The 25619-nt window shown below is 54.0% G+C and carries 24 protein-coding genes; 14 read left to right on the top strand and 10 right to left on the bottom strand.

The window, feature by feature from the left end; genetic code table 11:
- The first annotated feature begins 1 nt into the window (after position 1).
- A complete protein-coding gene (locus ACMHLI_RS21860; RefSeq protein WP_413531319.1) occupies positions 2-772 on the top strand; it encodes an ABC transporter ATP-binding protein in 771 nt (256 codons plus the stop codon).
- A gap of 54 nt (positions 773-826) precedes the next feature.
- On the opposite strand, the gene ACMHLI_RS21855 is transcribed toward ACMHLI_RS21860, so the two are convergent.
- The 6 genes from ACMHLI_RS21855 to ACMHLI_RS21830 all read right to left on the bottom strand — a co-directional run bounded on the left by ACMHLI_RS21855 (position 827) and on the right by ACMHLI_RS21830 (position 6508).
- The gene (locus tag ACMHLI_RS21855) at positions 827-1306 is read right to left on the bottom strand and encodes a tellurium resistance protein TerW (protein WP_413531296.1); all 480 of its coding nucleotides are present in this window, start codon (positions 1304-1306) and stop codon (positions 827-829) included.
- Between the two features lie 161 nt (positions 1307-1467).
- A complete protein-coding gene (locus ACMHLI_RS21850) occupies positions 1468-2424 on the bottom strand; it encodes an HpcH/HpaI aldolase/citrate lyase family protein (RefSeq protein WP_413531295.1) in 957 nt (318 codons plus the stop codon).
- The gene (locus ACMHLI_RS21845) at positions 2424-3503 is read right to left on the bottom strand and encodes a cysteine protease StiP family protein (protein ID WP_413531294.1); all 1080 of its coding nucleotides are present in this window, start codon (positions 3501-3503) and stop codon (positions 2424-2426) included. Before ACMHLI_RS21845 ends, ACMHLI_RS21850 begins: the two co-directional genes overlap by 1 nt.
- 1 nt (position 3504) lies before the next feature.
- On the bottom strand, positions 3505-4278 hold the full coding sequence (locus tag ACMHLI_RS21840; RefSeq protein ID WP_413531293.1) for a hypothetical protein: 774 nt from the start codon (positions 4276-4278) through the stop codon (positions 3505-3507).
- Entirely contained in the window at positions 4275-5423 is a 1149-nt protein-coding gene (locus tag ACMHLI_RS21835; RefSeq protein ID WP_413531292.1) for a phosphoribosyltransferase domain-containing protein, read from the bottom strand. The genes ACMHLI_RS21840 and ACMHLI_RS21835 overlap by 4 nt, the downstream gene beginning before the upstream one ends.
- Positions 5420-6508 (bottom strand): ATP-grasp domain-containing protein, encoded by a 1089-nt coding sequence (locus tag ACMHLI_RS21830; RefSeq protein ID WP_413531291.1) that lies wholly within the window; start codon positions 6506-6508, stop codon positions 5420-5422. Before ACMHLI_RS21830 ends, ACMHLI_RS21835 begins: the two co-directional genes overlap by 4 nt.
- Positions 6509-6830: 322 nt before the next feature.
- Between ACMHLI_RS21830 and ACMHLI_RS21825 the strand changes: the two genes are divergently transcribed.
- From ACMHLI_RS21825 to ACMHLI_RS21800, 6 genes are all read left to right on the top strand, one after another.
- Complete coding sequence (locus ACMHLI_RS21825; RefSeq protein ID WP_413531290.1) at positions 6831-7421, top strand: TerD family protein; 591 nt, start codon at positions 6831-6833, stop codon at positions 7419-7421.
- Complete coding sequence (locus ACMHLI_RS21820; RefSeq protein ID WP_413531289.1) at positions 7421-8581, top strand: TerD family protein; 1161 nt, start codon at positions 7421-7423, stop codon at positions 8579-8581. Before ACMHLI_RS21825 ends, ACMHLI_RS21820 begins: the two co-directional genes overlap by 1 nt.
- Before the next feature lie 43 nt (positions 8582-8624).
- Positions 8625-9080 carry a tellurite resistance TerB family protein gene (locus tag ACMHLI_RS21815; protein ID WP_056779881.1) on the top strand — a complete coding sequence of 152 codons (456 nt, stop codon included), beginning with the start codon at positions 8625-8627 and terminating at the stop codon, positions 9078-9080.
- Positions 9081-9108: 28 nt separating this feature from the next.
- Entirely contained in the window at positions 9109-10152 is a 1044-nt protein-coding gene (locus ACMHLI_RS21810) for a TerC/Alx family metal homeostasis membrane protein (RefSeq protein WP_413531288.1), read from the top strand.
- A gap of 50 nt (positions 10153-10202) precedes the next feature.
- Positions 10203-10781, top strand: coding sequence for a TerD family protein (locus ACMHLI_RS21805; protein ID WP_112163966.1), 579 nt, complete (start codon positions 10203-10205; stop codon positions 10779-10781).
- Positions 10782-10860: 79 nt separating this feature from the next.
- Positions 10861-11436: a TerD family protein gene (locus ACMHLI_RS21800; protein WP_413531287.1), complete on the top strand. Its 576-nt coding sequence runs from the start codon at positions 10861-10863 to the stop codon at positions 11434-11436.
- 208 nt (positions 11437-11644) lie between these two features.
- Here ACMHLI_RS21800 and ACMHLI_RS21795 read toward each other — a convergent pair whose 3' ends face one another.
- The 4 genes from ACMHLI_RS21795 to ACMHLI_RS21780 all read right to left on the bottom strand — a co-directional run bounded on the left by ACMHLI_RS21795 (position 11645) and on the right by ACMHLI_RS21780 (position 17320).
- On the bottom strand, positions 11645-12316 hold the full coding sequence (locus ACMHLI_RS21795; protein WP_413531286.1) for an oligogalacturonate-specific porin KdgM family protein: 672 nt from the start codon (positions 12314-12316) through the stop codon (positions 11645-11647).
- 345 nt (positions 12317-12661) lie between these two features.
- Positions 12662-13333, bottom strand: a complete 672-nt coding sequence (locus ACMHLI_RS21790; RefSeq protein ID WP_112163970.1) for an HAD family hydrolase — start codon at positions 13331-13333, stop codon at positions 12662-12664.
- A gap of 189 nt (positions 13334-13522) precedes the next feature.
- Positions 13523-16003 carry a membrane-bound PQQ-dependent dehydrogenase, glucose/quinate/shikimate family gene (locus ACMHLI_RS21785; RefSeq protein ID WP_413531285.1) on the bottom strand — a complete coding sequence of 827 codons (2481 nt, stop codon included), beginning with the start codon at positions 16001-16003 and terminating at the stop codon, positions 13523-13525.
- A gap of 426 nt (positions 16004-16429) precedes the next feature.
- Positions 16430-17320 carry a LysR family transcriptional regulator gene (locus ACMHLI_RS21780; protein ID WP_413531284.1) on the bottom strand — a complete coding sequence of 297 codons (891 nt, stop codon included), beginning with the start codon at positions 17318-17320 and terminating at the stop codon, positions 16430-16432.
- Between the two features lie 138 nt (positions 17321-17458).
- On the opposite strand from ACMHLI_RS21780, the gene ACMHLI_RS21775 reads away from it, so the two are divergent.
- The 7 genes from ACMHLI_RS21775 (at position 17459) to ACMHLI_RS21745 (ending at position 25606) form a co-directional block, all read left to right on the top strand.
- Positions 17459-19021 carry an ABC transporter substrate-binding protein gene (locus ACMHLI_RS21775; protein WP_413531283.1) on the top strand — a complete coding sequence of 521 codons (1563 nt, stop codon included), beginning with the start codon at positions 17459-17461 and terminating at the stop codon, positions 19019-19021.
- Positions 19022-19114: 93 nt separating this feature from the next.
- Positions 19115-19999 (top strand): dihydrodipicolinate synthase family protein, encoded by an 885-nt coding sequence (locus ACMHLI_RS21770; protein WP_413531282.1) that lies wholly within the window; start codon positions 19115-19117, stop codon positions 19997-19999.
- On the top strand, positions 19996-20946 hold the full coding sequence (locus tag ACMHLI_RS21765; RefSeq protein ID WP_413531281.1) for a nucleoside hydrolase: 951 nt from the start codon (positions 19996-19998) through the stop codon (positions 20944-20946). Before ACMHLI_RS21770 ends, ACMHLI_RS21765 begins: the two co-directional genes overlap by 4 nt.
- Before the next feature lie 4 nt (positions 20947-20950).
- Entirely contained in the window at positions 20951-21913 is a 963-nt protein-coding gene (locus ACMHLI_RS21760) for a nucleoside hydrolase (RefSeq protein ID WP_413531280.1), read from the top strand.
- Entirely contained in the window at positions 21910-22884 is a 975-nt protein-coding gene (locus ACMHLI_RS21755) for an ABC transporter permease (RefSeq protein ID WP_413531279.1), read from the top strand. The genes ACMHLI_RS21760 and ACMHLI_RS21755 overlap by 4 nt, the downstream gene beginning before the upstream one ends.
- Positions 22884-23801, top strand: coding sequence for an ABC transporter permease (locus ACMHLI_RS21750; RefSeq protein ID WP_413531278.1), 918 nt, complete (start codon positions 22884-22886; stop codon positions 23799-23801). The genes ACMHLI_RS21755 and ACMHLI_RS21750 overlap by 1 nt, the downstream gene beginning before the upstream one ends.
- A 2-nt stretch (positions 23802-23803) precedes the next feature.
- Complete coding sequence (locus ACMHLI_RS21745; protein ID WP_413531277.1) at positions 23804-25606, top strand: dipeptide ABC transporter ATP-binding protein; 1803 nt, start codon at positions 23804-23806, stop codon at positions 25604-25606.
- Positions 25607-25619 lie beyond the last annotated feature (13 nt).

The following is a 25619-nucleotide window of genomic DNA, read 5'->3' as shown; positions in this document are numbered from 1 at the left end:
CATGATCGACGTTCGTAATCTGAACCTGACGTTTGGTGAGGGGGCGAAAACCACACAGGTGCTGACCGACGTGAACATTGCCGTGCGCGAGGGGGAGATTTTCGGGCTGGTGGGCGAATCCGGTTCAGGTAAAACGACGGTGCTGAAATGTCTGGCGGGGTTGTTCACTCACTGGAAGGGTGAACTGGAAATCGACGGGCAACAGCTGGAGCATAAGATTGGCCGCGACCGCTGCCGTCTGGTGCAGATGGTGTTTCAGGATCCGTACGGTTCATTGCATCCGCGCCATACCATCGGTGACATTCTGGAAGAGCCGCTGCAAATTCACCGCATCGATCAGCGCGATCAACGCATTAACACTATTCTTGAAAAAGTCGGCCTGAATCGTGGGTTCCGTAGCCGGTATCCGCATCAGCTTTCCGGCGGTCAGCGTCAGCGCGTCGCCATCGCGCGTGCGCTGATCCTCAAACCGCGCGTATTGCTGCTCGACGAACCAACGTCGGCGCTGGATGTTTCAGTGCAGGCGGAAATCCTTAATTTGCTGTTCGATCTTCAGAAAGAGGAAGGGCTGACGTATCTGATGGTGACGCATGATTTGGGGGTTATAGCCCATCTCTGCCAGCGCGTTGCGGTGATGAAGTTCGGTAAAATCCTCGAAACCCTGGAAACCGACGCGCTGCTGCGCGGTGATATTGAACAGGATTACACCCGCGTGCTGGTGGATGCCAGCCGGGATTACAGCCGGGAAATGGCGGCGAAAGTAATGTTGTAACGCAATATCCTGTCGTTCCGGTCAGATGCCGGAACGACACAAAAAAAGTTCCGGCTATTTTTGCGCGATACTTTGCGGCTGTCGCAAGTCTTTCATGACATCAGCGATACAGCGATCAACCAGCATTTCGACGGCGTCACTGCGCGAAGTCTCCACCAGCATTGCCAGCCGATCAATTTTTCGCAAAACAGACATACGTAGCGAGAGCGAAACCGGCTTCTTCTTTTCTTTATCCAGCGACACATGGCTGACGGCCTGCCCGCTTTTATGATCCTCACTGGACTGAAGTGCCTGAGTCATCTGACGTAAAGCTTTTTTATCCAGCGTACCTTGTCCGGTGAGCTGATAAGAGTGTGTCGCCTTACTGTATTTAATCTCAGCCGAATAGGTTTCGCGTATTTGCTTTAAAGCCCGGGTCAGCGTGGGTTCGGAACAGGCAAGCTCGGTGAAAATTTTGGTCGCCGACACGGGGTGTCCGGCACCAAGCAATTGTGCCAGTCGGAAAATACGTGCTTGTCGTGTACTGAGTTGCATGATTAGTCAGTGCCTGTCGTCGTTTAATGGGCGATGGTGCATGGAAAATATGCTTATTTATCATTAGCATCCCTCTGATTACCTTTCCATGGCGCCTGCAGGGCTGAAAATCCTATCAGGTCTATGTTCAACATCATGTAAATGAATGTGTGTGAAACGTCTTAATTCAGATGGTTGGCCGTGAAAAACCGCACGCCATCCTGTGTTTCCTCCTGCGCAATGCCGTAAATTTGCGCCTGTTCGAGCACGCGGGCTGCCCAGCGACGATGGGTTGCAGGTTCACACATCGCGCCCTGAGATTTAAAGACCGCCTGACTGGAGTTCAAAATGCGCAGCGCATCGGCGTGATCGGCAGACGTGACCATCAGCGCACGTTCGATTTTGGCGATCTGATTCGGATGAATAGCCGTTTTGCCCACCAGCCCGTGCGCCATATCCAGCGCCAGCTCTTTTTCCATTACATCGTGATCGTCAATGTGCTCACACACCGGAGAGGTCAGGGCGAAATCACGCGAGCCAAACACTGCGACCAGCATTTTGATCACATAACCCATCGGGCTGTCATAGAGCGTGAGGTTGCGTGGACGGCGCAAAGAAATCACGTTCATCAGATCATTACCGCCGATGCGCAGCGCGATAATACGGGAATGACACGGATGCTCCAGCAGCGCTGTCGCGAGCTTGCGCATTTGCATCACGTCAAACACATCTTCGGTTTCCAGCGTCGGCATCATGCACAGGTGCGTGGCTTTCATGATGTCCCACCAGACCGGCAGCGATTCCAGCGTGAACTTTGGTAATACCAGCCCGTCAGCAGGGGTGAGATCTGCCGTGGCGGTGAGAAACTTACCCATCTCAGGGTCCCGCGGACGGATAAATACCAGCGGCCAGTCAGCGCCCAGACCTGCGTCTTTCGCGGATTTCAGCGCGACCAGAACCTGACGAAGATTTTGCAACGCCGCAGGCACGTCTGCGTCACTGACCGCATCTTCCAGACAGATCACGATAGAACGTAATCCGTCGATTTCATTATTCAGAATGCTGCCCGCAATATCGTTACGGGTGGCGGGCATGTAAAGCGTGGCGCCCAGCCGGTAGGGAGATAGTCTCTTTGTCATCAGTGAACCTTTTTGATAATGGTGACGGCGCGGTACTGGCCGATGCGGTCACCGACTTCAGTGATGGTGATGTTTTTTTCACGTGCCAGATAGACCAGCAGCGCAACGTCCGGATCGTTCACGGATCGCACCAGAACGTGTTCCGGCACGCGGCGCAGCACGGCGCGCGTGGCCTCGGCAATACCCGGTTTGATCCGGTTGATGCTTGAAATGTCGTATTCTGCGGCGAGGGACGAAATCACCTGTTCGCTCTGGGTTTTCAGATGCACGTAATCTTGGGGTAGCCACTGGCTGGCAGGGATAGCGTCGAGATCCAGTGAATTGCGACAATCTGCCACGGTATCGACCAGCAGGCGGCTGCATTCGAACTGGCTCAGATGATCGCACTTCACGCAGCCATGCAGCCCAGTAGATGACCAGATCGAGCGTGAAATTAGCCCGGAAACCGGTGCGCCCATGATGCCAAACGGGATCAGCCAGTCGTCGTCGCTGGCGGAAAGCCAGGAAACGCCGCACGGATCGGCCAATACCACCAGTCGCGGATCCTGCGGATAACCGCTGCGGGAGGCGAGCGAGCGGCGCAGTTCGCCAGTGATCGCACCTTTGCCGGTCCAGCCATCAACAAATACGATGCCTTCGGTGCCGTGTTGCGTTTCAATCCAGTCCATCGCTGTTTCGTCGATGCCACGGTCACGGATTATGCTTACGCCGTAATGGTGAGACTGTTTGCCCATTGCCCGCAGGGTTTGTTGCAACATGACACCCAGCGGCACACCGGCACGCACCAGACTGACCAGCACCACCGGCGTATCGCCAAAGCGGGCGACCAGCGCTTTGGCCAGCATCACCACTTCTTTCGCCAGGCGAACCGCGCCCTGATCCAGTGCGCGGGAAAATAAGTCCAGATGCCACGCAGTTGGCTCCGGTTCCTGACTCAGCATCTCGGAATAATGTTTTTCACCGGACTGAATCAGCCGTTCTTTCTGATCAACCGGCGTCATTTCGATTTCCACCGGCGTTAACAAAAAATGCACGTCTTCCGGCAGATATGAGCCGGAAAAAGGAGTAAAAAGCTGCATATTATTTCTCCCCGAAGATGCGCTGGCTGATCTTCTCAGCGAACTGGCTCTGTTGTGGCATGCCAAACCAGTTACAGAGTTTCATAAACCGATGGTCGCTCAGACTGTCACCCAGCCCGATGACCGGGAACACACCGCGTTCTTCCCGCAATTTTTTCAGCAGGAACTGCGTCGCCAGGCCTTTTTCGACCGGCGTCGGCAGCCACGCAATGTTGTTGCTGTTGCGGTGAATGTAAAAACCTTCCGTCGGGAACGTGGCTTCGATCTCGTCGCCGATGGCGTAGAGTTCTTCGAGGCGCGTGCTGTCAGTGTGCTTCATCACCAGATACACCGGCGTGTCGCCGTATTCGTAATTAATGCGCGCCCAGCCGCTGATCTTGCGCTCTTCCATCAGTTCGGTGATGCCCTGTTGCATAGAGATCAGGCGCTCGCGGTAGGCCGCCAGACTGTCCAGCATATGCGCTTTCCACTCTTCATCCGGTTCACCCTGCGGGGTGAGGATCACTGCGCCGTGGGTGGCAATTGCCCATGAGCTGAACGGAATGGTCACCCGGCCAATTTCTTCCGTGCCGCGTGCGGTGACCGGGATAAAATCAGCATGTTCAAGCAGCCAGTCCACCAGCATGGATTGTTCTTCGGTCATGAAGCTGCGCGCGGACATTGAACGATCCAGCGCGCCTGGACGGAACGGCTCAAGCGCCAGTTCATCGACCATCTTACGGCGCGTCTGAAACAGCGTATCGTCCAGATCGGAAAAAACCACCGGCTTATTCATACAGACTCACCTTCATAAACCACTACCTCAACGGTATTTGCCACTTTTTTCAGGGCATCGAGCAGGGCAGGATCCACACTGTCCGCAGGCGTTTCCACACACAACAGAATGCGGTCGAAACGCTGATGCGCCACGTTATAGACAAAGTTTGGAATGCCGAGCCCGTAGTTGTCCGTAAAAGCAATAGCAGATTGGATGGCATAACCGGTAGAAATCGGTGAGCGGGTCGTGCAGCTGAATTTCACGTCAGCCCCCGACTTTTCAAGGCGCTCCGCCAGCAGCAGCGGTTCCCAGACGAATTCACCCGAACCGAGCACCAGCACTTTATCGCCAGCAGCAGCGGTGATCGCTTTACCCAGATCGCGCGCAGGAATCGCCATCCCCAGGCGGCCCCAGCTCTGTTTGCCGGTGATGGCGACGCTGCCGGTGGCGGTGACGTTAACGGCGGGCATGACCGGAACCGGCGCATCCGGTCTCTTTTCCCAGTGCCAGTCGCCTTGCACCAGAGAAACCGGCGTGACCGGCAGAGGGCAATTGGCCTCAATGGCGTTGCCGCTCCAGTCGGTCAGCGTGACGGTCACCACGCGTTCAAGCTGCGAAAGCCCGGCGTCAGCGCGCAAGGCTTTCAGCAGATTAATGAAAGTATTACCGGTGGTGGCTTCGTCGTCGATCAGTACCAGACTTTTTGCATCCTGCACCAGGGCGCGAAGGACCGGATCTGCCGGGTGATAAAGCAGGTGATCCGTCGCGTGGCTATGATTTTCTTTAAATTCGCACAGCAGATCGCCCGCCACCGGATGGCGCGTTGAAGTCAGATAGACAGAGTTTTTATAATGGCTCAAGGCTTCATCATAGACGCCTGCACCCAGTCCCACCGCCGTTTCCGCCAGGCCGACAAACAACACCGGCTCGGGTAAATCCGCTGGAATTTGCAGGGCGAGCTGACGATAGGCAGAGCGCATCACGGAGGGGGCGATCGGAATATGCCGCCCGAGCACTTTGCTGACGAATAAAAACGCGCGCTTAGGATTGCGGCGCTCGGCGATATCAAACAAAGCGTCCAGCGAATGCTGTCCGCCGGTCGGGGTCACGGTCAGCGTACCGCCGGAAAGCTCACGGCGATAAACAGCGTTTGGGATAATCATGTGTTTCCTTGTCCTGAAGACAGGTTGTCGAGCGTGGTGTTGTAAGGGATCACATCTGTCATTGACCTTACAACGGCCTGTGAGAAATGCCCGTTTGCCGCGATCATGGCCTGAGCTTCTGACATCAGACCGAGCTTACGGGCGGCAAAAAGGCCGGGAAGATTGACGCCGCTGTGGCGGGTATAACCGATGCCGCCGCTTGGGCGCATGTTAATTTCCAGCAAGACCGGCTCGCCGTGATCGTTATTGCGGGTTTGCACATTCACCAGACCGTCGGCCTGCATCACTTCGGCACACATTTTGCCCAGTTCATATGCCGGGCCAGACTGTTCGAGATATTGCAGTGCCCCTTCTTTACGACGGGCTACGGCCGCGATGACTTTTCCGCGCTCGACCACCATATCGACAGAGTATTCCGGACCGGGCAGATAAGGCATTAACACCAGCGGTTCAAACGTTTCCATCTGTTCTACCGCATGCAGATACATCTCCGGACGCACTTTGCGGCTGTCCGGATGGGTGAAAGCCGCCATGTGGCTGACGTTGTCATCAAATCGCCAGAATCCCATGCCATAAATACCCACAACGGGTTTCACGCACAGCATAGTGGTACCGGACAGGGATTCGGAGCTGGTGTTATTGGCAAGCTGTGCCCGTAATTCTTCAGCTGATTCAATGCGGATGGACGGCACAACCGGCAGGCCGTGTTGCTGCATCGTGCTGGCGAAATCCACTTTATCGTCGGCCAGTTCAAACATGGCGTTGCTGACCGCGCCAGTGGTGAGGGTGACGCCAGAAGCGACAATTTCTGCACGGTGCGTTTCAAACCACTGACAGTTGCGGCCGGTGTGGATGGCGTTAACACCGTACTGTGCGACGGTTGACGTAATAAACGCCAGGCGGTCTTCATCCTCTGCGGGTTCAATGAGCGCGATATCTGCCAGAGAAAGAATTTCATTTCTGTGAAAACGATGTGAGGCAATGACGGTGACATCTTTATTTTCGAATTTAAAAAAGTCTTTGATGCCCAAAATAATGTCGCGCTGTGACGACAGACCTTCCATTAACCAAATTACGTGACTCATCGGCGTATATATTCCAGAAATGAAGAGGGGAAGAAGAACTCTCTGAGAGTCTATGTAGGGATTTTCAACATGTCAATCATAACATGATTAATATGACTATGTTGTAAAATTGTGATTTTTAGTCAGGCGTTGTTGCTGGTGAATCGTCAAAAAACGTAAATTATCAAAAAATAAATATTTAATTTCAATGCATTATCTTTTGTTAAGCAAATTAGGGGTAAATTGTGGGTTGTGCAACTACTTCGTCATGATATGATTTTTAAGTACATGGAATTCTGATGCAAAAAAATAATGATTTAACCTATCTCTGAAGGAATATCTAATGGTTTCATTAAGCAAGAACCAAACTGTTTCACTCAGCAAACAAACGTCTTCGTTAAATCAACTTCAGTTCGGGTTGGGTTGGGATCCTTTGAAAAAGAAAAAGGGATTCCTGGGTGGTCTTTTAGGGGGCGGCGGTAACGATTCAATTGATTTAGACGCAGGATGCGTGTTGTTAGACCGCGCAGGTCAGACCATCGATACCATCTGGTTCCGTAAACTGAAATCAAGCTGCGGCTCCGTTGTCCATATGGGCGACAACCTGACCGGTGAAGGCGATGGCGACGATGAAGTGATCACCGTTGATCTGACCCGCCTGCCAGCACAGGTAGAATATCTGGCGTTCACCGTGAACAGTTTTCGCGGTCAGACCTTCAACGAAGTCGACAACGCATTTTGCCGCGTGGTGGATCAATCCCGTAAAGAACTCGCCCGTTATCAGCTGACGGAGCAGGGCTCGCACACTGGCATTATTATTGCCTCGCTTGCGCGCAACAACGGCGAATGGGATTTCACTGCACACGGTAAGGCCTCAACCGGCCGCACTATTGACGACATGCATTCCGATATCGTGGCTACGGTGGTGCGCTAATGACTATGACGCCGGGAGGCAATGCCTCCATTCCTTCACAGGTTCTGACGGTGCGCGTGCTTTCTGGCGTCCCGGTCGATGCTTCTTCCTTCAGACTTTATGCCTCGGGCAAAGTGAAGGGCGATCCTGACATGGTGTTTTACGGCCAACCCGTCAATGACGATGCATCTGTAAAACTCACCGGCGCGGGCACCGATACTGCGTTTACTGTGGACATTAATCGCCTGCGTCCTGACGTCGAAAAGCTGGCTTTCACAGCCACCTGCGACGGCAACATGACGCTTTCCGGCCTGAAACGTCTGACGATTCAGGTTGAGCAGAACGGCAGCGTGCTGCTGACCGGCGATGTCGATGTTAACGGACGTCAGGAAGCTGCACTGATTCTGGGTGAAATCTACCGCCGCAATGCAGAGTGGAAATTCCGCTTTATTGCGCAGGGATTCAACGGCGGCCTGAAACCGCTGGCCGAGCATTTTGGTGTGGATATTTCAGATGCGCCCGCTCCGGCACCTGCTCCGGCCCCAACGCCTGAGCCTGCTAAAATTAGCCTGAGCAAAGTATCGCTGACCAAAGAAAAACCGACCATCAGTCTGGCGAAGCGGGACAACTTTGGTGAAATTAAAATTAACCTCAACTGGAATCAGGAAAGTAACACCGGTTCCGGCGGGGGGATGTTCGGCGGCATGTTCAACAAATCGAAAGGCATTGACCTGGATTTAGGCGCATTTGTTGAATTGCAGGATGGCACTAAAGGCGTGATCCAGGCACTCGGTAACACTTTTGGCCGCCTGAACGCTGAGCCGTTTGTTCAGTTGCAGGGCGATGATCGTACAGGTCAGGTTCGCGACGGCGAGTGGTTGCATATTAATGGTCGCGAGTGGAAGAAAATCCGCGAAGTCCTGATTTACGCTTTCATCTACGAAGGTGTGGCGAGCTGGGATAAAACCGACGGCGTGGTCACGATGCACATTCCTGAACAACCGCCGATTGAAACGCGCTTAACCGAGGGATCGAACCGCCACAATATGTGTGCGATCGCCCGCCTGGTGAACGAAAACGGGACGATCAAAGTTGAGCGTCTGAACCAGTTTTACAGCGGCCATAAAGATATGGATAACGCGCTCGGCTGGGGCTTTCGCTGGTCAGCTGGTTCCAAATAGTAGTGATACTCAACATAATTTTAATAATCCGAGGGCAGAAAAAATGAGTTTCTTCGACAAAGTGAAAGGCGCATTCAACAGTGGTCGTGACGAGCTCACCAAACAGGTTGGCCGTTTCAAAAACAAAAAATTCATGCAGGGTACGGTGGCCGTGTGCGCACGCATCGCCGTCTCCAGCAATGGCGTGAGCTCTGAAGAAAAGCAAAAAATGATCGGCTTCCTTCAGGCCTCTCCTGAACTGAAAGTGTTCGAAACCAAAGAAGTGATCGCGTTCTTCAACGAACTGGTCACCAGCTTCAGCTTCGATTACGAAATCGGTAAAGGCGAAACCATGAAATACATACTGGCGCTGAAAAGCCAGCCAGAAGCTGCACAGCTGGCGGTTCGCGTCGGTATCGCCGTAGCGAAAAGCGACGGTGACTTCGATCAGGACGAGCAAACCGCAGTCCGCGAAATTGCTCTGGCATTAGGTTTCACCCCGGCCGAATTCGGTCTTTAATTTTAACACTCTGGCTTAAGGGCTATTTATGGTATCCACGCATATCGGTTTCCCGGCTGAAACCGTCACGGTATTTGTTGTTCTGGCGCTCGGTGCGATCTTCATCGACCTGTTCATGCATCGTCATGACAAGCCGATTTCGCTGAAAAGTGCTGCGCTCTGGACGGTCTTCTGGATCGTCGTGGCGATGGCATTTGCCGGTTTCCTCTACATTCATCATGGCTCTGAAGTGGCCAGCCTGTTCATCACCGGTTATGCGCTGGAGAAAGTCCTGTCGGTTGATAACCTGTTTGTCATGATGGCTATCTTCTCGTGGTTTGCCGTACCGGATAACCTGCGCCACCGCGTGCTTTACTGGGGCGTGATCGGGGCGATTGTCTTCCGTGGTATCTTCGTTGCCATCGGTGCGAGCCTGTTAACGCTGGGGCCGTGGGTCGAGATTGTCTTTGCAGTCGTCGTATTGTGGACGGCAGTGATGATGCTCAAAAGCGGCGGGGATGATGACGAGATCGAAGATTATTCTCAGCACATCGCATACCGTATGGTGAAACGCTTCTTCCCAATCTGGCCAAAACTGAAAGGACACGCCTTCCTGTTAAGCCAGAAAGAAGTCGACGCAGAACTGGCAAAACCTGAGAACAAAGACATTAAAGTCGGCCGCGTAGGGAAAGCCGCGCTGTACGCCACACCGCTGATGCTGTGTCTGGCCGTGGTGGAGTTGTCCGACGTCATGTTCGCATTTGACTCCGTTCCTGCGGTTATCGCCGTAAGCCGTGAACCGCTGATCGTTTACAGCGCCATGATGTTCGCCATCCTTGGTCTGCGTACGATGTACTTCGTACTGGAAGCGCTGAAACAGTACCTGGCGCACCTTGAGAAAGCGGTTATCGTGCTGCTGTTCTTCATCGGTGTGAAACTGGGTCTTAACGCAACTGACCATCTGTGGCATCACGGTTACAATATTTCTGCTAACGCAAGTCTGTTTGTTGTTCTGGGCGTGCTGGCAGTGGGGATCATTGTCAGCATATTGTTCCCTGGAAAACCTGATACAGAGGAAGGCAAACAGGGCTAAGCCCTTGCCTTCCCCCTTGAAAATTAACGTTAACTATAGAGGCTATTATTATGGGCGTTTCACTCTCTAAAGGCGGTAATGTTTCTTTAAGCAAAGAAGCACCAACAATGAAAAATGTGCTGATCGGTTTGGGTTGGGATGCCCGCTCAACTGACGGCCAGGATTTCGACCTTGATGCTTCTGCATTCCTGCTGACCAGCGCAGGCAAAGTGCGCGGTGACGCAGACTTCATCTTCTACAACAACCTGAAATCTACCGACGGTTCAGTCCTGCACACCGGCGACAACCGCACCGGTGAAGGCGATGGCGATGATGAAGCACTGAAAATCAAACTGGATCAGATCCCAGCTGAAGTCGATAAAATCGTCTTCGTGGTCACCATCCATGATGCGACCGTGCGACGTCAAAGTTTCGGCCAGGTTTCTGGCGCATTCATCCGTTTGGTGAATGACGACAACCACCAGGAAGTGGCGCGTTACGATCTGACAGAAGATGCCTCCACCGAAACGGCGATGCTGTTTGGTGAGCTGTATCGTCATAACACCGAGTGGAAATTCCGCGCGGTGGGTCAGGGTTATGCGGGCGGCCTGAGTTCTGTGTGCGCACAGTACGGCATCAACGCTTCGTAATTGAGCAAATTTTTGGCAACCCGGCAGGCGGCATTTCGCTGCCTGCTGTAATGAACATCACGTATTACAGGAGTTTTAAATGGCAGTTTCTCTGATTAAAGGCGGCAACGTATCCTTAACTAAAGAAGCCCCAACCATGAATGTGGCCATGGTCGGTCTCGGCTGGGATGCACGCGTAACAGATGGCGCAGAGTTTGACCTCGACGCTTCAGTGTTCATGGTCGGTGATGACGGTAAAGTCATTTCTGACGCGAGCTTCATCTTCTTCAACAATAAAACCAGCACCTGCGGTTCCGTGACTCACATGGGTGACAACCGTACCGGCGCAGGCGATGGTGATGATGAGCAGGTCAAAATCGATCTGTCCAAAATCCCTGCTGAAGTCAAAAAACTGGTCTTCGCCGTAACGATTTACGATGCAGAAGCTCGTAAGCAAAACTTCGGTATGGTCAGCAACAGCTTCATGCGTGTATTCAACAACGAGAACGGCACCGAAATCGCCCGTTTCGACCTGTCTGAAGATGCGTCCACTGAGACGGCCATGGTGTTTGGCGAGTTGTATCGCAACAACACAGAATGGAAATTCAAAGCCGTCGGTCAGGGCTTCGCAGGCGGCCTGTCCGCACTGGCCTCTCAGCATGGCGTGAACATCTAAATCACGTGTAAGTCTGACAGCCCCGCTGGTTACGCCGCGGGGCTTTTTTTATCTATATCTACTCTGATTTTTATATTAATTAATGAGTAACGCTCTGGAGTGTTGGCGATACATTGACATTTCTTGTTATTTTAAAACAACTAACATTTTAGTTACGCGCATTAGATGTATTTCATAATGAAATGGGTAATGGATATTTTGCGTGAAATTAAAACGTATAACCCAACCCTACACGAAAACGCGTCTGGCGTTCATCGGTGGTGCTTCGCACTGAAACATTCCCAACTTCTACAAAGGGTGACCAGGGGCCGATGAGATAAGCGGTTCTGAAATTATATTCGTAGTTATATTTACTGTTGTTGTAGAGGTCATACTTATCGGCTTTTTTATAGATCCCCTCAACGGTCCAGTCGAAGCTATTCCATTTATATCCTGCCCAGACATCCATACGATTTACCGTGTCATCATCGCGCGAGTCGGAAGATCGGCGGGTGTATTCAAACCGGTAACGGGCGCCCACCCACCATGCCTGATTGATTGTCCAGATAGAACGTAAATAGGGTTTGTAGGTTGAATAACCGCTACCCGTCTCCAGCACGAAACCGGGTTGCCAGGCGACTGCGCCACTGTTGAACTGGTAATTGACTGTGTACTCATTCCCCTGAACCTCAAGGTCATTGAACGCTTTGTTGGTGTCATCACCGCCTGATTTAGAAATTGCTTCAACAGCAAAACCGAAGCCGTTACTAAAGCGATTGGAGATATACACACGGTCATAGTTTGCTTTACTGTCATCAAGATATTCATGACGTACATCCATATATACCGCATGTGCATTTGTGGCTGCCAGAGAGAATAAAACAATAAGATATTTTTTCATGTCAAATCCATTTTAATAATTACAAACAAAAGGTGCTTAAAGTGGGTGTGCACGAAAATAGCCTTATTGAAAAGGCGTTTCAATAATTTAATTTTGTTTTTATATAAAGTTGAATGCTGGTCACAAGTGCAGAAGAAGTATAGTTTTGAGTGATAATATCAGAGGTTTATAAAGAGTCTGAAAGTGTGAAACAAGAAAGGATAGTCTTCATTTAAGTGCCACTCAGTGAATTTAATTGTCATTATTATGAAGGTAATTTAATTAAAATTGGGGAAGGTAATGGAGACGGTGCGGTGGAAAAAATGAATGAGAAGACGATCATTTTCGCCTTCTCATTAACTCAACTCACTTACTCTGCAATTGCTTAATCCGTGCGATCGGTGGATTTCGCTTTGCCCACGAACCGTGGAAGTGACGCCAGTAGGGTTCCTGCGCCGCAGCCAGCATTTCGTAGTCGCCACGGGTATCGCCCCATGCGCGCAAGTGGTAAGAGGAAAGCGGGCCGTATTCTGCTTCCAGGCGCTCTACTTTCTGGCCGCAGCGGCAGTTGTGGCCGCTGATGCGCCCGGTCAGGACGCCATCTTTCACTTCCAGATTGGTGCCGATTAACCGGATACCCAAACGCTCGGCGAAAGGTTTGAGCACCATCGCCGGGGAGGCTGAGCAGATCGTTACGATAGCACCTGAGTTGACCTGCGTGGCCACTGCGATCAGTCCGGAAGGGCGCATCAGGCGGGTCCAGTAACGTTCGCAAAACTCAGCAGCTTTCTCTTCAATCCATTTGGCATCAACGCCGGTCATAAAGGTATGGATCAGCACTTCCTTCAGCTCATCGCGGGTCAGCCGACGGCCAACGCATTTCAGCGTGGGCAAGGCTAAACGTACCATACGACGCGCAAAGACGCGTTTACCAAAGGCAAAGCGCAGGAAGGGGACGAAGCTGTCGTGTTTTGTCAGCGTGCCGTCGAAATCAAAAACGGACAGGGAATTGCCAACGTTTATTACATCATTAACCATCGTTCAATACGCTCCTTCGGTTGTTCCCTGCGAAAAATGCGGGACAACGTAACTCGTTTATAGCGGTAGTGTAATCGCTTTGCGCTTGTTGATCATTGTTGTCTGCTGCTGTGTGAGAGGAGGAACAAAAAAAAGCCCGCCGATTTGCATCAGCGGGCGGGGTTTTTATGGCTTATGTGAAGTAAAAACTTACTTCTCGTCAGGCAGGGCGTAGGCGATCACATAGTCGCCACGCTCGGGAGACTGACGTGCACCGCCGGCGCTGATGATAATGTACTGTTTACCGGTTTTCGGTGAAACGTAGCTCATCGGGCCAGACTGGCTGCCGACCGGCAGACGAGATTTCCAGATCTCTTTACCGTTAGCGGTATCGAACGCACGCAGATAGAAATCTTGCGTACCGGCGAAGAACAGCAGGCCGGATTGCGTTGACAGGCTCGCGCCCAGCGTTGGCATACCCACTTCCATTGGCATACGCATTTTGATGCCCAGCGGGCCTGTGTCTTTTACCGTACCGACCGGCACCTGCCAGACGATTTTACCGGTTTTCAGGTTAACCGCAGACATCGTACCGAACGGGGGTTTCTGGCAAGGAATGCCCAGCGGAGACAGGAAACGCTCACGCACTGCGCCGAACGGCGTACCGTCCATTGGCACCATTCCCATTTCTATACCACTTGCGCCGGTTGGCACTTTGGCACGCGGAACCATGTAGTTCGCCAGACCCAGACGCATGTCGTTGACGAACATCAGGGCGTTGTTCGGATCAACAGAAACGCTGCCCCAGTTCATACCACCGAGCGATCCCGGGAATTGCAGGGAACGATCGAGACCCGGAGGCGTATACACGCCTTCGTGACGCATCCCTTTGAATTCGATGCGGCACAGCAGCTGATCCATCGGCGTAGCGCCCCACATATCAGATTCTTTCAGGGTCTGGTTGCCGATGTTCGGCATCCCGACGGAGAAAGGCTGCGTTTTGGAGTAGCGTTCGCCAGGTACATTGCCTTGCGGCACTTCGCGGTTTTCAACTTTCGCGACCGGCTCACCGGTTTCGCGGTTAAGCATGAAAATCATGCCCTGTTTGGAGGTCTGCACCAGTACCGGCGTGCTGCCGCCTTTGTCGTTCGGCAGGTCGTACAGCAGCGGCTGTGACGGCAGGTCGAAATCCCAAAGGTCATGATGCGTAGTCTGGAAGGTCCAGCGGACTTTACCCGTTGCTACTTCCACTGCGACGATGGAAGAGCTGTATTTGTCGTCCAGTTCGGTGCGTGTGCCGCCGAAGAAGTCCGGCGTTGCGTTGCCGGTTGGCATGTAGATCAGACCAAGTTTTGGATCATACGACATGGCTGACCAGACGTTCGGTGTACCACGGGTGTAAGTCTGACCTTCCGGTGGCAGTTTGGTGATGTTCGGATTGCCCGGATCCCATGCCCAGACCAGTGCGCCGGTATGGACGTCGAATGCACGTACCACGCCCGGGGGTTCGCCAGTGGAGAAGTTATCCGCCACACGACCGCCGACCACGACGACGTTACCGGCAACCAGCGGCGTAGACGTCTGCTGGTAGTAGCCCGGCTTGACTTCGCCCATGCCGACTTTCAGGTCAACCACGCCGTTATCACCGAAATCAGCGCAAGGCTTGCCGGTATCAGCGTTGATGGCGATCAGGCGCGCATCGATGGTTGGCAGAAACAGACGACGTTCGCAGGTCGCGCTGACTGTACCCCCGGTCGCAGCCGGTGAATGTGGTGCCGCAGGGGGAGTGGAGGACGTTGCTTCTGCGGCGACCGCTGATGCATCAGGCATGGCAGCAGCATCTGCAGCAGGCTGTGCGGCTGGCGCAGCAGAGGCGGAGGCATTCTCGTAATAGCCCAGACCACGGCAACGCTGCCAGTTCGGCGCGGTGGAGTTGGAATCGTAGGACCACAGTTTTTTACCGTCATCGACTGACAGCGCCAGCACTTTGCTGTACGCGGTACAAACGAACAGTTTATCGCCTACCTGTAGCGGTGTGTTCTGGTCTTCAGCGCCGGATCCGTTGCTCTGTGGGATATCGCCGGTATGCGCAATCCACGCGACCTGAAGTTTATCGATATTGTTTTTATTGATTTGATCCAGTGCAGCGAAACGGTCACCGGCGGTGGTGTTACCCCAGTTTTCCCAGTTTTTCTGTTGTGCACCCGGCGCGACCGGTTTTACCGGTGCCTGATCGTTGTCGGCGCTGATGATTGGCGTCGGCACGAAGGTGTTACCGAAAGCGGCGATCAGCGCAACGGCCAGCACGGCTGCCAGCGAGAAGCTTGGGCCTTTACGGGCAACCCGTCCCGCGCGTGTTTTCAGCAGCGGATATGCCAGCGCGGTCAGGAAGGCCAGAACGCCGAAGGTGAACAGGCGGGAGAATAGCGGCCAGAACGCCAGACCTGCATCCCAGACGGCCCAGATAATTGAAAGCACAAAGGCCACGGCGTAAAGCCATGCCCCCGAAGGCTTGCCTTTGAAGATCAACACGGCTGACACGATCAGCGCCAGACCCATCAGCAGGAAGTAAAGGCTTCCTCCCAACGTGGCCAGATACGCGCCGCCGATGCCCAGCGTCAGACCGATGACGACCATCAGCGCGCTCAGTAGCCAGAGGAGCCAGGTCCATTTACTCTTAGTAGTTGGCATGATTTATCTCACTGCACATGTGTTATAGAAATAGATAGTAGAAAAGATGGGTAAAAGAAAGCTGCGCTGAAAAGGGGTAACACCTGATGACCTTTAGCCATAAAATGAACCATACAGAACAATTTCGCGCAAATAGTAATACTTCTCAACGTGGTTGTGAATGTGTAACGGAGAGTTTGAAATTCGGTAAAGAAATAGTGTGAAAATGCGGGGGGAAGATATATTTATATATCTTTCTGATTTATAAGTGTAATTATTAATTACATATGCAAATAATATATGTTTAGTAAGTTAAGTATTCGTTTTTGGTCTATGTAACAGCACGAACGGTGCCGGTTTTTCTGCCACAAAAAGGGATTTGTGACAGATTTCTCACATTTTTCACCGCCGGTCTGAACCCGTTGGTGGGTTTACGGCGCGGTAAAGTTACAAATACCCTTCAATCAGCATCTTCATTTCCAGCGTAATTTGCTCCACCAGACGACTTTTAGGGATCTGCGGTGGGAAAACGGCGAGATAGGCAATGCTGATGTCCGGCGTGAAAGGTTTGATCACCAGATCGCTTTTGTGGCTGCGTGCCGTAATGAAATCCACAACGCCGACTCCCAGATTGTTCCCCGCCATGACGCAGCAGTTATTCAGCGATGTTTCGATAGGATTGTTCATATAGAGATCCTGACGGCTCATCACCTGATCCAGTTGCTCCCGCAGCGGCGTCTTGCGGCCTGGAATGATAGGGCGGTAGTGGGTGAGATCGCTCGCGGTTACCACGTTCTTTTTCGCCAGCGGATGGCGCGGCGACATCACTGCTACGGCATTCGCCCGTGCCAGCATTTCCGCCTGCAATCCCTTCACATCGGGCTTGCCGAAAATAAACCCGACGTCGTACTGATTGCTGGTGACCACATCAGTGATGTGCGTGGTACTTTCGATATCCAGAAAAAGAGAGATATCGTCGATGGTTTCGACAAGCGGCGGCAAAATGTGTTCGACGCACAGTGCAGACAACGCCGCAACCGTGCCTATGCGCAGCACGCTGCCTTTGGAATGACGGATCTCTTCCGCAATGCGCGAAATATGTTCAAGCCCGAGGTACAAACGTTCCACTTCGCGGTACAGCTTGATAGCGTCGTCGCGCGGGATCAGCCCGCGTCCGTCACGGTCAAACAGCTTCAGATCGACGGCATATTCAAAGTCACGGATGAGCCTGCTTACCGCGGGCTGAGTGATGTTCATCATATTGGCTGCTGCTGTAATGCTACCGGTGAGGATCACTTTGTGAAAAGCTTCTACCTGTCGGGGATTAATTTTCGTCATATGTCCTCATGATCCATAACATTTGTTTATGGATGTAACACAAAATACAATTTTCAATTCAGATGTCCACCCCCTAGACTCCTGTTTACGATCTGACACACATTGCCTGAAAATCTAAAATAATTAAGGGTTAAATGCATGAGAAAGTCCGTTTTGGCCGGAGTGCTCTCCTCGGCACTGGCCTCACTGTTTGTTTTTCAAGCTTCTTTCGCACAGGCCGCCGATCTGAAAATCGGTCTTGCCGCATCAACCACGTCAATGGATCCACAGTTTTACGTGGGCGGTGCCAACAGCGCCATGGCGCGCAGCATTTTCGACGGGCTGGTTAATCAGGACGAAAAACAACACATTACACCTGCGCTGGCGGTGTCGTGGAAAGTCATTAATGACACCACCTGGGAGTTCAGCCTGCGTCCCGGTGTAAAATTCCACGACGGCAGTGATTTCACGGCAAAAGATGTGATCGCCAGCATCAAACGCGTACCACTGGCCTCGAAGAACAGCCCGAGCGCGTACACGCCGTACGTCAATGACATCGCGGATGTCACCGAAGTAAATCCTTTAACGGTGAGAATTGTCACCAAAGCGCCAACACCCCTCTTACTCAATAACCTGAGCCGCGTCGCCATTTTACCGGCACGGCTTGAGAACGTGCCGTCGCAAACTCTCAATGAAGGGAAAGACGTCATCGGCACCGGGCCATTCAAATTTGTCAGCTGGACGCCGGATGACAATGTCGTTCTGGCGCGCAACGACCAATACTGGGGCGGCAAAGCGCAGTGGGATAACGTGACGCTGCGCGTCTTTAAAAACCCGAGTGCCCGTGTGGCCGCCATCCGCTCCGGTGACGTGGACGTGATTGAAAGCGTACCGACGGCCGATGGTCGCGACCTGGCGAAACAGACCAGTCTGCATATGGAATCCGCTGCCGGTAACCGCATTCTCTATTTACATCCGGATCAGGATCGCGACGCCTCGCCGTTCGCCAAAGGGCCTGACGGCAGTAATCCGCTAAAAAAACGTGAAGTGCGTGAAGCCATGTCGCTGGCGATCAACCGTCAGGCGATCGTCGACCGGATTATGGACGGGCAGGGCGTTCCGGCCTCGCAACTGGTACCAAAAGGCTACTTCGGCTATGCGCCGTCGATCGCCGCACCGGTTTACGATCCGGCTAAAGCCAGGCAGCTGCTGGCGCAGGCGGGTTATCCGGACGGATTTACCCTGACGTTCCACGCATCGAATGACCGTTATCCGAATGATTCGAAAATCGCTCAGGCGCTGGGCCAGATGTTCAGCCGCGTGGGGATCAAAACCGACGTAGTCACCATGCCGGGCAGCGTGTATTTCTCACGGGCGTCAAAGCGTGATTTCAGCCTGATCATGGGCGGCGCGGCGATTGAAACCGGTGAGGCCTCTGGCGTGCTGGGGCCATTGCTCGAAACTTTCGGGCCGAACGGCGGACAGGGTAATCGCGGGCGCTACTCAAATCCGGAATTTGATAAAACGCTGGCAAAGGCGCGTTCGACACTTGACGACGCCAGCCGTGAAAAATTGTTACAGCAAGCCACAGAAATCGCGATGAAGGACGAAGGCACCATTCCGTTACTGTTCCTCTCGTATACCTGGGCGATGAAAACACCTTATACCTACGTTGGCCGTTCCGACGGTTATACGTTACCGTACTTTGTTCACGAAAAATAAATCCCAAGGGACGTCGTGAACACAGTGCACACCGAACCCACGCGGGAATAGAGCGCCAACACCAGGGTTGTTCTAAGCAAAGAGAGAGAAGCTATGACTTCTTTTAGCGGTGTATTTCCCTATCTGGTTTCCCCCGTCACCGACGGTGGTCAGATAGACAAACCGGTGTTAACCGCACTGGTTGAGCATCTGATTAACAGCGGCGTGCAGGGTCTGACGCCTCTGGGCAGTACAGGTGAGTTCGCTTACCTCTGTGCAGAACAGCGCACCGAGGTGGTTAACACAGTCGTTGAAGCCGCTCGAGGCCGCGTACCGGTGATTGCCGGTGTCGCAGCCACCACCATTCAGGACGCCGTAGCGCAAACCGCTCGTTATGTCGCTCTGGGTGTCGACGGTATTCTGGCTATTCTTGAAGCCTATTTCCCGATACCCGATCAGGGCGTCGAGGACTATTTTCGTGCCATCGCGACCGCAGCGGGCACGCTGCCGGTCGTGCTGTACACCAATCCGCAGTTCCAGCGTTCTGATCTCAGCCTGCCGGTTATTGAGCGGCTGAGCCACGTTGAAAACATCAACTATATTAAAGATGCTTCAACCAACACCGGCAGGCTGTTGTCGATCATCGAACGCACGCAGGGGCGGATGCAGGTCTTTGCCGCGTCGGCGCACATTCCGGTATGCGTGATGATGATTGGCGGCGTCGGCTGGATGGCTGGCCCGGCGTGTATCGTGCCAAAGCAAAGTCTGGCGCTGTACAACGCTGCAAAGCAAGGCGACTGGACAAAGGCGATGGAATTGCAGCGTCCCCTGTGGCGCATCAATGAAATCTTCGCTAAGTATTCGATTGCCGGATGCATCAAAGCAGCATTGCAGTTGCAGGGTTTTGCCGTGGGCGATCCTCTTGCGCCGCAGGTTCCGCTCGACGCCACCGCGCGTCAGGAAATCGCTGAAGTATTACGTTCGGTAGGTGCCTTATGAAAACGCTGCCCGTTATTATTGATTGCGATCCCGGTATCGATGACGCGATTGCGCTGCTCAGCGTGTTCGTTGCGCCGCAGCTGAATATCCTCGGTATCTGCACTGTGTGCGGTAATCAGCCGTTGCCCGATACGTTACGTAACGCGCTGCAAATCACTGAGCTCGGGCAGAGAACCGATATTCCGGTCTTTGCCGGATGCCATCAGCCAATGTTTCGTGAACCGATCCACGGCCAGTTCCATGGCGCAAACGGCCTCGGCAATACCGCCTTTCCCGCCCCGCAAAAACAGCCTGAACCGCTCCACGCGGTCAATTTTCTGATTAACAGCTGCGAGCAGGCGATTCGTGATGATCAGCCGGTGACTCTTTGTGTGCTCGGGCCACTGACCAATCTGGCGACGGCGCTGCGCATGAAGCCGCAGATCGCCGCGGGGATCTCCCGCGTGGTGCTGATGGGTGGCGCATACCGGGAAGCCGGTAACCGCACCATGACCTCCGAATTCAACATGCTGGCCGATCCGCACGCCGCGCATGTAGTGTTTTCCAGCGAACTCAATATTACGGTTCTGCCGCTCGACGCGACGCATCAGGTCATCCTCACGCCGGAACACGTGGCGAAATTCATCAATGTTTCCGGGCGGATTTCTCAACCGCTGGGTGAACTGATGGCCTTCTGGGATCGCAATGATATACGCCGTTACGGTTCACGCGGTGGTCCGTTGCACGATCCGCTGGTGATTGCCTATGTCCTGGCGCCGGAACTGTTTGGTAGCGAGAAAGCGCGGGTGTTTGTCGAATACAACAGTGATTTATGTAGGGGACAAACCGTGGCGGACTGGTACAACAAGTCCGGGCAGACACCGAATGTTGATATCGTCACGCGCGTGGATGCCGCAAAGGTGTTCATGCTGTTTTATGAGCTACTTTCACGCTATGCCGGGAACTGACCCTATGAGCCAGCGCATCATTATTGATACCGATCCCGGCGTGGATGACGCCATCGCTCTGTGGCTGGCGTTAGCCTCACCGGAACTCGAGGTATTGGGCGTGACGGTGGTTGCCGGAAATGTGGCGCTAAAGGATACCCTGCGCAATGCCTGCAAAATTGTCGCGCTGTCGGGCAAAACCTCAACGCCGGTTTATGCCGGTGCGCCCGGCCCGCTGGTGCGTGATCAGGTATATGGCAAATATGCTCACATTGGCGCGTTCAGCAACGAGTTGGTGCCGGACAGCGAACTGCAACCTCAGGCGGAACACGCCGTCGATTTTCTGGTGCGAACGCTGAGACAGGCGGCGCACGATAACGATCCGATCACAATATGCGCTATCGGCCCGATGACCAATCTCGCGCTGGCGCTGGGTATGCACCCGGACGTCGCGCGCGGCATTGAGCAAATCGTCACCATGAGTTGTGCATTTACCGCGCTGGGACATCGCGTACCGTGGGCAGAATTCAATGTGTATGCCGATCCGCACGCCGCCGAAAAAGTGTTCAACAGCGGCGTCCCGCTGGTGGTGATGCCGCTTGATATGACTTTTCAGGCGCTGATCGGTGCTGATGATATCGAAGCGATAAGACAGGACGGCGGCAGGCCGGGGGAATCCATCGCCGCGCTGCTGAGCGCGTTTGATCGCAGCGATCTCACCCGTTTTGGCCGCGAAGGCGGACCGGTTCATGATGCGACGACCATCGCTTATCTGTTGCAACCCGGCCTGTTCTCCGGCCAGAAAGCGCGCGTCGGCGTGGCAGTTTCTGGTAATACTGCCGGTTATACCTATGCTGATTTCTACAACAAGCTGCCAACGCCGCCGAACGCGCTGGTGATGCAAAAAGTGGATGAATACGGCTTCTTCAGTTTGCTGCGCCGCGTACTTTCCCGCTACGGCGTACATCATGGCGAACAGCGGGCATGAGTCGTTACCTGCTGGGGCGTTGCGGGCAAACGTTACTGACGCTGTTCGTGATGTCGCTGCTGGTTTTTGGAGGTGTTTATCTGGTAGGAAATCCGGTCGATCTCCTGCTCAGTACTACCGCCACTCCCGCTGAGCGCCTCGGCGTGATCCAGTCTTTCGGCCTTGATAAACCGGTGTGGGAGCAATACGGTCTGTTCGTGGTCAATGCCCTGCACGGCGATATGGGCAACTCGTTTATTTACAACCAGCCCGCGCTGCATCTGATTTTCCAGCGAATGCCCGCAACCCTTGAACTGGCGCTGGTAGCGTTTGTGCTGGCGCTGGTGATAGGTATTCCGCTTGGCCTTTACGCCGGTTTGCGCCCGGACGGCTGGCTGTCGAAAACCATCATGACCGTATCCATTCTCGGCTTCAGCCTGCCCACGTTCTGGATAGGGCTGATGATGATCATGCTGTTCAGCGTCAGGCTGGGGGTGCTTCCGGCGTCCGGGCGCGGCGAAACGGTGGACGTTTTCGGCGTTCCTGTCAGTCTCTTTACCGCCGACGGACTCGCGCATCTGATCCTTCCCGCGTTCAATCTGGCGCTGTTCAAAATTTCCCTGATTATCCGCCTGACCCGCGCCGGTGTGCTTGAATGTCTGCAACAAGATTTCATCCGTTTTGCCCGCGCCAAAGGCTTATCCGAAAGCCGCATCGTGCTGGTTCACGTCCTGAAAAACACGCTGATCCCGCTGATTACCGTCATAGGACTGGAGCTCGGCTCGCTGATTGCCTTTGCCGTCGTTACCGAAACCATTTATGCGTGGCCGGGTATGGGCAAGCTGATTATTGATTCCATCGCCGTGCTCGATCGCCCGGTGATTCTGGCATACCTGATGATAACCGTGGTGATGTTCAGCCTGATCAACCTGCTGGTGGATGTGCTCTACGTGCTGGTCGACCCGCGCGTGCGACTGGGGGGCGAAGACTGATGCCGTCGAACTCGGTTCATTCCCGCAACTCCACGCCACAGTCGGCGCGCCCGGCTTTTTACAACACTGTTGCTGCGCTGCTGCGGAACAAATTCTCGCTATGTGGCCTGATTATTCTGGGCATTGCCATTCTGCTCTCGGTGCTCGCGCCGTGGATCTCCCCGCAAAATCCCTACGATTTATCGCAACTTGATATTATGGATGGCCGCCTGAAGCCCGGTTCAGCCAGCTTGAGCGGTATGATTTACTGGCTGGGGACCGACGATCAGGGGCGCGATTTACTCAGCGCCATGCTGTACGGCATGCGCACCAGCCTGCTGGTTGGTGTTTCCAGTGCGGTGATTGCGCTGACGATTGGCGCGTTGCTTGGGCTTATCAGCGCCTGGGCGGGGGGCAAAACTGACGCGCTGATTATGCGTATTGTTGATATTCAGCTGAGCTTCCCGCCGATCCTCATCGCACTTATCCTGCTCGCCGTGCTCGGGCAGGGTGTCGATAAAATTATTCTGGCGCTGGTGGTCACGCAGTGGGCGTACTACGCGCGCACCGTGCGCGGCTCGGCGCTGCTGGAACGTCGTCGCAGTTACGTGGACGCCGCGCGCAGCATGGCGCTCTCCAATTCGCGCATCCTCCTGCGCCATATTTTGCCCAACTGCCTGCCGCCGCTGATCGTCGTCGCCACCATGCGCATTGCCTACGCGATTATGCTTGAGGCCACGCTGTCGTTTCTCGGCATTGGTTTGCCCGTCACAGAACCTTCGCTGGGATTGCTCATCGCCAACGGGTTCGATTACCTGATGTCCGGTGATTACTGGATCAGCGTTTTCCCTGGCATCACGCTGCTGGTGCTGATCGTGGCAATCAACTTAGTCGGTGATGCCTTACGCGACATTCTCAACCCGAGGAATAAGGACTGATTATGCGCGATCCGGTGTTACAGATCGAAAAACTCAACACCGCATTCTCGGTGGATGGCGAATGGCTGAACGTGGTGCGCGATCTTTCCTTTTCGATTGGCCCGAAAGAAACGCTGGCACTGGTGGGGGAATCCGGTTCCGGTAAAAGTGTGACCGCCATGTCAATCATGCAGCTGCTGGACGCCAGGCAAACGCGTTACTCAGGCAGCGTGATGTTCGACGGTCAGAATTTACTGGCCCTCAACGCCAGACAAATGCAAAGCATTCGCGGCAACCGCATCGGTATGATCTTTCAGGAACCGATGACCAGCCTGAATCCGGTGTTAAAAATTGGCGTGCAGATCACCGAAGTGCTCAAGCGTCATCGCGGGATGGACGACGCCACTGCGCGAGCCGAAGCAGTCCGCCTGCTGGAAAAAGTACGAATCCCTGCTGCTGCATCACGGCTGAATGAATATCCACTGAGCTTTTCAGGCGGAATGCGTCAGCGGGTGGTGATCGCCATCGCGCTGGCCTGTAATCCACGTTTGCTGATTGCTGACGAACCGACCACCGCGCTGGATGTCACCATCCAGGCGCAGATCCTCGCGCTGATAAAATCGTTGCAGGAAGAAGAAGGGATGTCAGTGCTGTTCATCACCCATGATATGGGCGTGGTGGCCGAAGTGGCTGACCGCACGCTGGTGATGCACAAGGGCGAAGCGGTGGAACAGGCGACCACGCGGGAAATTTTCCATCTTCCACAGCACAGCTATACGCGGGCGCTGCTGGCAGCGGTACCGCGTCTCGGCGCGATGACCGGTATCGCCTTACCCAAACGATTTCCACTGATGGATATGCACACGGGCGAACCGCTGCCGGTGGCAGATTCTGTCGATACCCTGCGTCCGGGGCAGCCGGTGCTGGATGTCAAAAATCTTGTCACCCGATTCGATGTGAAATCCGGTCTGTTGCGCCGCGTGTCTGCGCGCGTGCATGCGGTGGAAGATCTCTCTTTCAGCCTGCAACCGGGCGAAACGCTCTCGCTGGTCGGGGAGTCCGGCTGTGGAAAATCGACCACCGGGCGCACGATTTTACGGCTGACCGAAGCCACTTCCGGCACTGTGCTGATTACTGGCCAGGATATACGTCGCGCAGACCGGGCGCATCTGGCAGAGATCCGCACGCAGGCGCAGATGATTTTTCAGGATCCGTTTGAGAGCCTGAATCCGCGCATGCGCATCGGGCAGGCGATTGCTGAACCGATGATAAGCCTGGGGCTGCACGATGCCGTCAGCGCAAAAATTCGCGTGGCGCAGTTGCTTGAACAGGTCGGGTTGCAAAGCAATATGGCAACGCGTTTTCCGCATCAGTTTTCCGGCGGACAGCGTCAGCGGATCTGCATCGCGCGCGCTCTGGCGCTGCAACCCAAACTTATTATTGCCGATGAAGCGGTTTCAGCGCTGGATGTTTCAGTGAAAGCGCAGGTCATCAATCTGATGCTCGATCTCCAGCAACAGCTGGGTCTGGCGTACCTGTTTATCTCCCACGATATGGCCGTGGTTGAACGCATCAGCCATCGCGTTGCCGTGATGTATCTGGGTGAAATCGTCGAAATCGGCTCCCGCGCCGATATTTTTGAAAATCCGCAACACGCCTATACCCGCAAACTGCTGGCCGCCGTGCCGGTGCCGGATCCGAATATCCGCCGCAAACGCCCCGACGTTCCGGAAGAACTCGCCAGTCCGCTGCGCCCGGCGACGTATCAGCCACCCGCACGCCATTATCGCGAAGTCAGCGACGGCCACTTCGTGCAAATCCGCTGATTCACGCTCGTTT

Source organism: Rahnella inusitata (assembly GCF_965118895.1).
GTDB lineage: Bacteria > Pseudomonadota > Gammaproteobacteria > Enterobacterales > Enterobacteriaceae > Rahnella > Rahnella inusitata_A.
The sequence above is the reverse complement of the archived record's forward strand: the minus strand, read 5'-3'. Positions and strand labels throughout refer to the sequence as shown.

Coding starts and splice junctions, on each gene's coding strand:
- ACMHLI_RS21860 (WP_413531319.1), top strand. CDS start 2: ATGATCGACGTTCGTAATCTGAACCTGACGTTTGGTGAGGGGGCGAAA.
- ACMHLI_RS21855 (WP_413531296.1), bottom strand. CDS start 1,306: ATGCAACTCAGTACACGACAAGCACGTATTTTCCGACTGGCACAATTG.
- ACMHLI_RS21850 (WP_413531295.1), bottom strand. CDS start 2,424: ATGACAAAGAGACTATCTCCCTACCGGCTGGGCGCCACGCTTTACATG.
- ACMHLI_RS21845 (WP_413531294.1), bottom strand. CDS start 3,503: ATGCAGCTTTTTACTCCTTTTTCCGGCTCATATCTGCCGGAAGACGTG.
- ACMHLI_RS21840 (WP_413531293.1), bottom strand. CDS start 4,278: ATGAATAAGCCGGTGGTTTTTTCCGATCTGGACGATACGCTGTTTCAG.
- ACMHLI_RS21835 (WP_413531292.1), bottom strand. CDS start 5,423: ATGATTATCCCAAACGCTGTTTATCGCCGTGAGCTTTCCGGCGGTACG.
- ACMHLI_RS21830 (WP_413531291.1), bottom strand. CDS start 6,508: ATGAGTCACGTAATTTGGTTAATGGAAGGTCTGTCGTCACAGCGCGAC.
- ACMHLI_RS21825 (WP_413531290.1), top strand. CDS start 6,831: ATGGTTTCATTAAGCAAGAACCAAACTGTTTCACTCAGCAAACAAACG.
- ACMHLI_RS21820 (WP_413531289.1), top strand. CDS start 7,421: ATGACTATGACGCCGGGAGGCAATGCCTCCATTCCTTCACAGGTTCTG.
- ACMHLI_RS21815 (WP_056779881.1), top strand. CDS start 8,625: ATGAGTTTCTTCGACAAAGTGAAAGGCGCATTCAACAGTGGTCGTGAC.
- ACMHLI_RS21810 (WP_413531288.1), top strand. CDS start 9,109: ATGGTATCCACGCATATCGGTTTCCCGGCTGAAACCGTCACGGTATTT.
- ACMHLI_RS21805 (WP_112163966.1), top strand. CDS start 10,203: ATGGGCGTTTCACTCTCTAAAGGCGGTAATGTTTCTTTAAGCAAAGAA.
- ACMHLI_RS21800 (WP_413531287.1), top strand. CDS start 10,861: ATGGCAGTTTCTCTGATTAAAGGCGGCAACGTATCCTTAACTAAAGAA.
- ACMHLI_RS21795 (WP_413531286.1), bottom strand. CDS start 12,316: ATGAAAAAATATCTTATTGTTTTATTCTCTCTGGCAGCCACAAATGCA.
- ACMHLI_RS21790 (WP_112163970.1), bottom strand. CDS start 13,333: ATGGTTAATGATGTAATAAACGTTGGCAATTCCCTGTCCGTTTTTGAT.
- ACMHLI_RS21785 (WP_413531285.1), bottom strand. CDS start 16,003: ATGCCAACTACTAAGAGTAAATGGACCTGGCTCCTCTGGCTACTGAGC.
- ACMHLI_RS21780 (WP_413531284.1), bottom strand. CDS start 17,320: ATGACGAAAATTAATCCCCGACAGGTAGAAGCTTTTCACAAAGTGATC.
- ACMHLI_RS21775 (WP_413531283.1), top strand. CDS start 17,459: ATGAGAAAGTCCGTTTTGGCCGGAGTGCTCTCCTCGGCACTGGCCTCA.
- ACMHLI_RS21770 (WP_413531282.1), top strand. CDS start 19,115: ATGACTTCTTTTAGCGGTGTATTTCCCTATCTGGTTTCCCCCGTCACC.
- ACMHLI_RS21765 (WP_413531281.1), top strand. CDS start 19,996: ATGAAAACGCTGCCCGTTATTATTGATTGCGATCCCGGTATCGATGAC.
- ACMHLI_RS21760 (WP_413531280.1), top strand. CDS start 20,951: ATGAGCCAGCGCATCATTATTGATACCGATCCCGGCGTGGATGACGCC.
- ACMHLI_RS21755 (WP_413531279.1), top strand. CDS start 21,910: ATGAGTCGTTACCTGCTGGGGCGTTGCGGGCAAACGTTACTGACGCTG.
- ACMHLI_RS21750 (WP_413531278.1), top strand. CDS start 22,884: ATGCCGTCGAACTCGGTTCATTCCCGCAACTCCACGCCACAGTCGGCG.
- ACMHLI_RS21745 (WP_413531277.1), top strand. CDS start 23,804: ATGCGCGATCCGGTGTTACAGATCGAAAAACTCAACACCGCATTCTCG.